Origin of the sequence: Streptomyces sp. T028, from assembly GCF_048159505.1 — a bacterium.
GTDB lineage: Bacteria > Actinomycetota > Actinomycetes > Streptomycetales > Streptomycetaceae > Streptomyces.
The window spans coordinates 250322-258105 of record NZ_JBLRVZ010000019.1; the positions used below are offsets into that span (position 1 = coordinate 250322).

Genomic DNA, 7784 nt, shown 5'->3' on the forward strand with positions numbered 1-7784 from the left:
TCGTCCATGATCGTGGTTCCTTCGTTCGTGCGGCCGGTCAGAGCAGGCTGCTCCAGTACGGCCAGAAGCGGGTGAGGACGAGGAGCGCGATCACCCCGTACCAGGCGGCGAGCAGCATCCAGTGCGTGTCCCGCACCGCCTCCAGGACGCCCCGGCGCACGCGGATGACGCCCTGTTCCAGACAGTGCACGGTGACGTACCAGAACAGGGCGATGGTGGCGATCCAGACCACGGCGCAGTAGGGGCAGAGCTTGTTGAGCTCGTAGAGCGACTGTCCGATCAGCCAGTGCGCGAACACCACCCCCACCAGCGCTCCGGCGTCCAGCGCGAGCCACAGCCGGCGGTGCAGGCGCGCCCCGGAGAGCACGGCGACGCCCAGGGCGGTCACGGCGGCGAAGGCGCCCAGTCCGAGCAGCATGTTGGGGAAGCCGAACAGGCTGCCCTGCGGGCTGGACATGACGCTGCCGCAGCTCACGACGGGGCTGATGTTGCAGGGCGGCTGGTAGGAGGGATCGCGCAGCAGCCGCCAGTCGTCCACGGTGAGCTGGAAGGAGGCCAGCCAGCCGACGACCCCGGTGAGGACCATCACCCAGCCCGTGCGACGGCTCCCGCCCACCGCACGCGGGCGCGGGGTGGGCGGGGCGTCCGGTGCGAGCGCCGGTCCGTGACTCATGCGGCTCGCCGGGAGACGGAGGCCGGCCGGGTCCGGTCCGTGCCCGCCGTGGCTCGCCGCCGGTAGACCAGGTACGGCCGGGCCAGGTATCCGATCGGCGCGCTCCACACATGGACCAGTCGGGTGAACGGCCAGGCGGCGAAGAGCAGGCAGGCGGTCAGGGCGTGCAGCTGGAACAGCAGCGGTGCGCCGGCGATCGCCTCGGGCTGCGGCTGCAGGACGAAGAGGCCGCGGAACCAGACGGAGATGGTGGAGCGGTAGTCGTAGCCGGGGCCGAACACGTTGTGCGCGGCGGTGGCGGTGATGCCGAGCAGAACGGTGGCGGACAGCAGCGGGAAGAGCAGCTTGTCGCTGCGGTCGGTGCCCAGCCGGATCGTCCGCGTCAGCAGCCGGCGGGCGCACAGCATGCCGAGCCCGGTGACCATGGCGACGCCCGCGACGGAACCGCCCCAGACGGCCGTGGTGTGGTACGCGTGCTCGGAGATGCCCGCGGCCTCGGTCCACGAGTCGGGAATGGCGAGCCCCATGACATGTCCGGCGATCACCATGAAGGCGCCCAGGTGGAACAGCGGGCTGCCCCAGCGCAGCCAGCGGTGTTCGAGGAGCTGGGTGGTGCGGGAGGTCCAGCCGAACTGGTCCTGCCGGTAGCGCCAGACGTGTCCGACGGCGAACACGGCGAGGCAGATGTAGGGGACGGCGACCCACAGGAGCAGATCGGCACCGCTCGCCGAGGCGGCGGCCAAGGGGGAGAACGCGGCGTTCATCGGTGGCCTTCACGGATCGTCGGAGTGGGCGGAACACGGGTCGGCGGGGCGGCCATCGGCGGCACGAAGGTGCCCGGAGGAGCGAACTCCCCTTCCCCGTAGGTCCCGTAGGGGTCGAGTCCGACCTCCTCGTTGGGCGGTCCCTCGGCGGCGAGCCGGTCCACCGCCGCCCGGTCCGCCTCGGTGGGCGGCGGCAGCAGGGTGAGCAGCGCGGCCAGGACGTGCCGGTACGGCGAGTCGGCGTCGGTCAGCGCCCGGTGGATGAGCTCCAGCCCGCGCCGGTGCTGGCGCAGCGGTGCCTCGCCGCCGCCGGGGCCGGCCAGGGCGGCGAACTCCAGCACGACCGGGAGGTGGTCGGGCAGTTCCCCGCCGTCGGTGTCCCAGCCGGCGGCCCGGTAGCGCTGGTTGAGGGTGAGCAGGGCCATGCCCCGGCGGCGGGTGTCGCCGTGCAGGTAGTAGGTGAGGTAGAGGCTGCTCTTGCGGCGCAGGTCGAACATCTCGACGTAGTGCCGCTCCAGCGCCTCGGGGTCCTGTGCGGCGAACCAGTCGGTGAACCGGGCCAGGTGCTCCGCCGCGGGCGTGGCCGGCAGGGCCTCCACCACGGTGGTCAACTCCGCCCGGGCGGAGGTCAGTTCGGAGTCGGGATACTGCAGGAGCAGCGACACGAGCCGCAGGGTCAGCGCTCGGCCCGCCGTCTCCTCGGGGGTGAGCCGGGCCGGGCGGCGTACGGCGGCCCGGACGCGGGTGCGGACGAGGGCGGGGATCGATGGGGGTCCCCCCAGGCGTTTAGCACTGGGGGAGGGGAGTGGGCTCATCGGTGGTCTCCGGCAGTGGTGTTGCGGCGCAGGGTGGGGATGCCGAGCATGATCTTGCGGGGCTCGGCGTCGCCGGACGTCTCGACCGGGCAGCGGTTCTCCATGGCGGTCAGCGCGGCGGCGTCCTCCTTGTGGGCGGCGGGGACGACGTACCGGTCGGCGTACTTGGCGACGGCGAGCAGCCGGTGCAGGTCCTCCGCCTCGCGCGGGGTCAGCCCCACGGCCTTCAGCGCGGCCTCGTCACCGTCCTCGCCGAGGGTGCGTTCACGCATGTACGAGCGCAGCGCGGTGAGCTTCATCAGCACACCGGCGACGACGTCGGTGTCCCCGGCGGTGAACAGCTCCGCCAGGTACTCCAGCGGGATGCGCAGCCGGGTGACGGCGGCGAAGACGTGGTCGGGGTCGTCCTGGTTTCCGCCCGCCGCGTCGACGGCGTCCAGCACCGGGGACAGCGGGGGCACGTACCAGACCATCGGCAGGGTGCGGTACTCCGGGTGCAGCGGCAGCGCCACCCTGTACTGGGAGATGAGCGCGTACACCGGCGAGCGGCGGGCGGCGTCCAGCCAGTCCTCGGGGATGCCCGACTCCCTTGCCGCCGCGCGGACTTCGGGGTCGTGCGGGTTCAGGAAGACGTTCCGCTGGGCGTCCAGCAGGTCCTTCTCGTCCGGGGTCGCCGCGGCCTCGCCGACGCTGTCGGCGTCGTACAGCACGAGCCCCAGGTAGCGCAGCCGGCCGACGCACGTCTCGGAGCAGACGGTGGGCTGTCCGGCCTCGATGCGCGGGAAACAGAAGGTGCACTTCTCGGCCTTGCCGGTGGCGTGGTTGACGTACACCTTCTTGTACGGGCACGCCGTCACGCACATCCGCCAGCCCCGGCACTTGTCCTGGTCCACCAGAACGATGCCGTCCTCGACCCGCTTGTACATCGCGCCGGACGGACAGGCCGACACACAGGCCGGGTTGAGGCAGTGCTCGCACAGGCGGGGGAGGTGGAAGAGGAAGGTCTGTTCGAACTCGAACTTCACCTTCTCCGCCCATTCACCGCTCAGGTTGGGGTCGCCGCCCGCGTGTTCGGCGGCGCCGCCGAGGCCGTCCTCCCAGTTGGCGCCCCAGGTGATCGCCGTCGGCTTCCCGGTGAGGACCGAGCGGGGACGGGCGACCGGGACGTCGTCCCCGGCCGGGGCGTTGAGGAGGTTGTCGTAGTCGTAGGTGACCGGCTCGTAGTAGTCCTCGATGGACGGCAGGTCGGGGTTGGAGAACAGCGACAGCAGCCGCCGGACCCGGCCGCCCGAGCGCAGGACGAGACGCCCGCGCTTGTCGAGCATCCAGCCGCCCTTCCACTGCTCCTGGTCCTCGTAGCGGCGGGGGTAGCCGATACCGGGCTTGGTCTCGACGTTGTTGAACCATGCGTACTCGACACCGGTCCGGTTGGTCCACGTCTGCTTGCAGGTCACGGAGCAGGTGTGGCAGCCGATGCACTTGTCGAGATTCATGACCATCGCGATCTGGGCCATCACGCGCATGTCAGTACTCCACGTCCTGAGAGCGACGGCGGATGACGGTGATCTCGTCGCGTTGGTTCCCGGTCGGGCCGTAGTAGTTGAAGGCGTACGTGAACTGTGCGTAGCCGCCCGCGAGATGGGTGGGCTTGAGCAGCAGCTTCGTCAGCGAGTTGTGCATACCGCCGCGCTTGCCGGTGACCTCGGTCTTCGGCACGTTCACGTTGCGGTCCTGGGCGTGGTACATGTACACCGTGCCCTCGGGCATACGGTGGGTGACCACGGCCCGCACGGCCACGACGCCGTTGCGGTTGTACGCCTCGATCCAGTCGTTGTCCTTGGCGCCGATCTTCTCCGCGTCCTGGGTGGACATCCAGATCACGGGGCCACCGCGGGACAGATCGAGCATGTACTTGTTGTCCTGGTAGTTCGAGTGGATGGACCACTTGGAGTGCGGGGTCAGATAGCGGACCGTGACCTCGGCCCGGCCGTCGTTCAGATGCTCGTCGCCGTAGTGGCGGGGCGAGTTCAACGGAGGCCGGTAGACGGGCAGTTGCTCGCCGATCTCGGACATCCAGTCGTGCTGGACGAAGAAGTGCTGGCGGCCGGTGAGGGTGTGCCAGGGCTTCTTGTGCTCGACGTTGATGACGAACGGTGAGTAACGGCGTCCGCCGGTCTCCGAGCCCGACCACTCGTACGACGTCATCACCGAGCGGGGCTGGACGCGGGTGTCGGCGAACGTGATCCGCTCCGCCTCGCGTTCGGCGGCGAGTTCGACGAGGCCCTCGCTGCCGGTCTGCTTCTCGAGCGCCCGGAAGCCCTCGGCGGCCACTCGTCCGTTGGTGGTGCCGGACAGGGCGAGGACCGCCTCGCACATGTGGCTCGCGGTGGCGAGCGAGGGCCGTCCGGCGGCGATTCCGTCCCTGACGGTGCCGTTGCGGCGCCGGAGTTCGTCGATCTCCTTGTCAGGGACGACGGTGACACCCTTGGTGGTGGTGCCCAGGGTGTCGAGCAGCGGACCCACGGCGCGCATCTTCTGCGCGATCGCGGTGTAGTCCCGCTCGACGACCGCCAGCTTCGGCATGGTCTTCCCGGGAATCGGTTCGCACTCGCCCGTTTTCCAGTCCCGTACCACGCCGCCCGGCTGGGCGAGTTCGTCCGGGGTGTCGTGCAGCAGCGGCACGGCGATGACGTCGGTGCGGGTGCCGAGGTGGTCGGCTGCCAGCTCGCTGAACCGGTCGGCGATGGTCAGGAAGGCGTCGTAGTCGGTGCGCGCCTGCCAGGGCGGGGAGATGGCCGGGGTGAAGGCGTGCATGAAGGGGTGCATGTCCGTGCTGGACAGGTCGTCCTTCTCGTACCAGGTGGCGGCCGGGAGGACGACGTCGCCGTACAGGCCGGTCGAGGTCATCCGGAAGTCGATCGTGACCAGCAGGTCGAGCTTGCCCTCGGGCGCCTCGTCCCGCCACACCACTTCCTGCGGACGGGCCTCGGGCGCGGTCTCCTCCGACCGGACGGCCCCGTCCGTGCCCAGCAGGTGGCGCAGGAAGTACTCGTTTCCCTTGCCGGAGGAGCCGAGCAGGTTGGCCCGCCACACCGTCAGCACGCGCGGGAAGTTGGCCGGGTCGTCGGGATCCTCGACGGCGAACCGCAGCCGCCCCGACTTCAGCTCGTCGACGATGTGCTCGGCGACCGGCCGGCCGGCCCGGGCGGCTTCGTCCGCCAGGTCGAGCGGGTTGCGGTTGAAGCCGGGGTGACCGGGCGTCCAGCCCAGTCGCACGGCCTGCGCCAGACAGTCGGCGAAGCCCTTGCCCTGGAACCGTCCCTCCCCGAGCGGGGAAGCGATTTCGTCGGGCCCGAACGCCTCGTAGCGCCACTGGTCGGAGTTCATGTACCAGTAGGAGGTACCCGCCATGTGCCGGGTGGGCCGCTGCCAGTCGAAGGCGAACGACAGGTGCTGCTGCCCCGTGACCGGGCGGACCTTCTCCTGGCCGACGTAGTGCGCCCAGCCACCGCCGTTGACGCCCTGGCAGCCGGTCATGGTGATCAGCGCCAGGAAGGCCCGGTAGATGGTGTCGGAGTGGAACCAGTGGTTGGTTCCGGCACCCAGCGCGATCATGGACCGGCCGTTGGTGCGCTCGGCGTTGCGGGCGAACTCCCGGCCGATACGGGCCGCCTGCTCGGCCGGCACGGAGGTGATCGTCTCCTGCCAGGCCGGGGTGTAGGGCTCCGACGCGTCCTCGTACGACGACGGCCAGCTGCCCGGGAGACCGGGACGCTCGACGCCGTACTGGGCGAGCATCAGGTCGAAGACGGTGGTGACGAGACGGCCGCCGATCCGGCGCACCGGCACACCGCGCACCAGGACCGAGCCGCCCTCTGTGGCGCCCTCGTCGAAGCGGGGCAGCGCGATCTCGACGTTGTCCTCTGCCCGCTCCAGCAGGCTCAGCTCGGGCACGACATCGCCGAGGTCGAGGTTCCAGTGGCCCTGCTCCTTCGCCCAGCGGAAGCCGAGCGAGCCGTTCGGCACGACCGGTTCGCCGGTCGCCGAGTCGACGAGGACGGTCTTGGACTCGGCGTGCTCCGTGTCCTGTCCGAGGTCGGCGGCGGTCAGGAACCCGTCCGGGACGAGACCGCGCTCGTGCTCGCGCAGGGCCACCAGGAACGGGGCGTCGGTGAACTTGCGCAGGTAGTCCTGGAAGTACGGCACTTCGCGATCGACGAGGAACTCGCGCAGGATCACATGGCCCATGGCCATGGCCAGCGCGCCGTCCGTGCCCGGGTGCGGGGCGAGCCACTCGTCGGCGTGCTTGACGTTGTCGGCGTAGTCGGGACTGACCGCGACGACCTTGGTGCCGTTGTAGCGGGTCTCGGTCAGGAAGTGCGCGTCGGGCGTGCGGGTCACGGGGATGTTGGAGCCCCACATGATCAGATAGCCCGCGTTCCACCAGTCCGCGGCCTCCGGCACGTCGGTCTGGTCGCCGAAGACCTGCGGCGAGGCGATGGGCAGGTCCGCATACCAGTCGTAGAACGACAGCAGCGTGCCGCCGATCATCGAGTGGTACCGGGCCCCGGCCGCGAACGACGCGATCGACATCGCCGGGATGGGGGAGAAGCCCGCGACCCGGTCGGGGCCGTACGTCTTGACGGTGTGCACCTGGGCGGCGGCGATCAGCTCGGTCACCTCGTCCCAGTCGGCGCGCACCATGCCGCCCTTGCCGCGGGCCCGCTTGTACGCCCGCGCCTTCGCCGGGTCACCCGTGATCTCGGCCCAGGCAGCGACCGGGTCGCCGAGGCGCCCCCGGGCCTCCCGCCACATCTTCAGCAGGGCACCCCGGACATAGGGGTAACGGACGCGGCTGGGGGAGTACGTGTACCAGGAGAACGAGGCGCCACGCGGGCAGCCGCGCGGCTCGTACTCGGGACAGTCCGTGCCGACGGAGGGGTAGTCGGTGGCCTGGTGCTCCCAGGTGATGATGCCGTCCTTGACGTACACCATCCACGAGCAGGAACCGGTGCAGTTCACGCCGTGCGTCGAGCGCACCACCTTGTCGTGCGCCCACCGGTCCCGGTAGAAACCCTCCCACTGAGGATCGCCCGTGCCGAACACCGCGCGTCCGTCGGCCGACACCTCTCTGCGCGTGAGCAGCCGACGGGCCGCCAGCGGCCAGCCCTCACCGGCGGGCGACTTCGGCCGCCGTCCGTTCTGATCGTTCTCCATGGCCAGGAACGCTAGGCGCCGCGACCTCTGGAGCACCTGGGGCCTGCGGTCCCTGCCGGACGACCTTTTGACCCCATCCGACTGGTCGTGACAGGGACCTTCGGCCCCGGGATGGGACCCGGTCGGCCGGGGAGCCGGGTGCGGCCGGCGTTGCAAGCTGGACATCGATCGAACCGCAGATGCCCATCTGTACGACCGCATTCCGTGCCCGCCAGGCAGCCGACTCCCCGTCCCCGGCCGCCGCGGGTGAAGCGCGTACGGCGCGTGGCGCCCGGCTCGGTCGAGCGTCCGGCCGCGACTCGCGGCCGGACGCCC

The 7784-nt window shown here is 70.6% G+C and carries 5 protein-coding genes; all 5 read right to left on the reverse strand.

Annotated elements, in window-relative coordinates; genetic code table 11:
* Positions 1-37 precede the first annotated feature (37 nt).
* Genes ACLZN2_RS19680 through ACLZN2_RS19700 form a run of 5 tightly spaced genes read right to left on the reverse strand, consistent with a single transcriptional unit; the run spans position 38 to position 7469 of the window.
* Complete coding sequence (locus ACLZN2_RS19680; protein ID WP_416979798.1) at positions 38-673, reverse strand: vitamin K epoxide reductase family protein; 636 nt, start codon at positions 671-673, stop codon at positions 38-40.
* On the reverse strand, positions 670-1437 hold the full coding sequence (gene narI / locus ACLZN2_RS19685) for a respiratory nitrate reductase subunit gamma (RefSeq protein WP_416979799.1): 768 nt from the start codon (positions 1435-1437) through the stop codon (positions 670-672). The genes ACLZN2_RS19680 and narI overlap by 4 nt, the downstream gene beginning before the upstream one ends.
* Complete coding sequence (narJ, locus tag ACLZN2_RS19690; RefSeq protein ID WP_416979800.1) at positions 1434-2252, reverse strand: nitrate reductase molybdenum cofactor assembly chaperone; 819 nt, start codon at positions 2250-2252, stop codon at positions 1434-1436. The genes narI and narJ overlap by 4 nt, the downstream gene beginning before the upstream one ends.
* On the reverse strand, positions 2249-3775 hold the full coding sequence (gene narH / locus ACLZN2_RS19695; protein WP_416979801.1) for a nitrate reductase subunit beta: 1527 nt from the start codon (positions 3773-3775) through the stop codon (positions 2249-2251). Before narH ends, narJ begins: the two co-directional genes overlap by 4 nt.
* Position 3776: 1 nt before the next feature.
* Positions 3777-7469, reverse strand: coding sequence for a nitrate reductase subunit alpha (locus ACLZN2_RS19700; RefSeq protein WP_416979802.1), 3693 nt, complete (start codon positions 7467-7469; stop codon positions 3777-3779).
* Positions 7470-7784 lie beyond the last annotated feature (315 nt).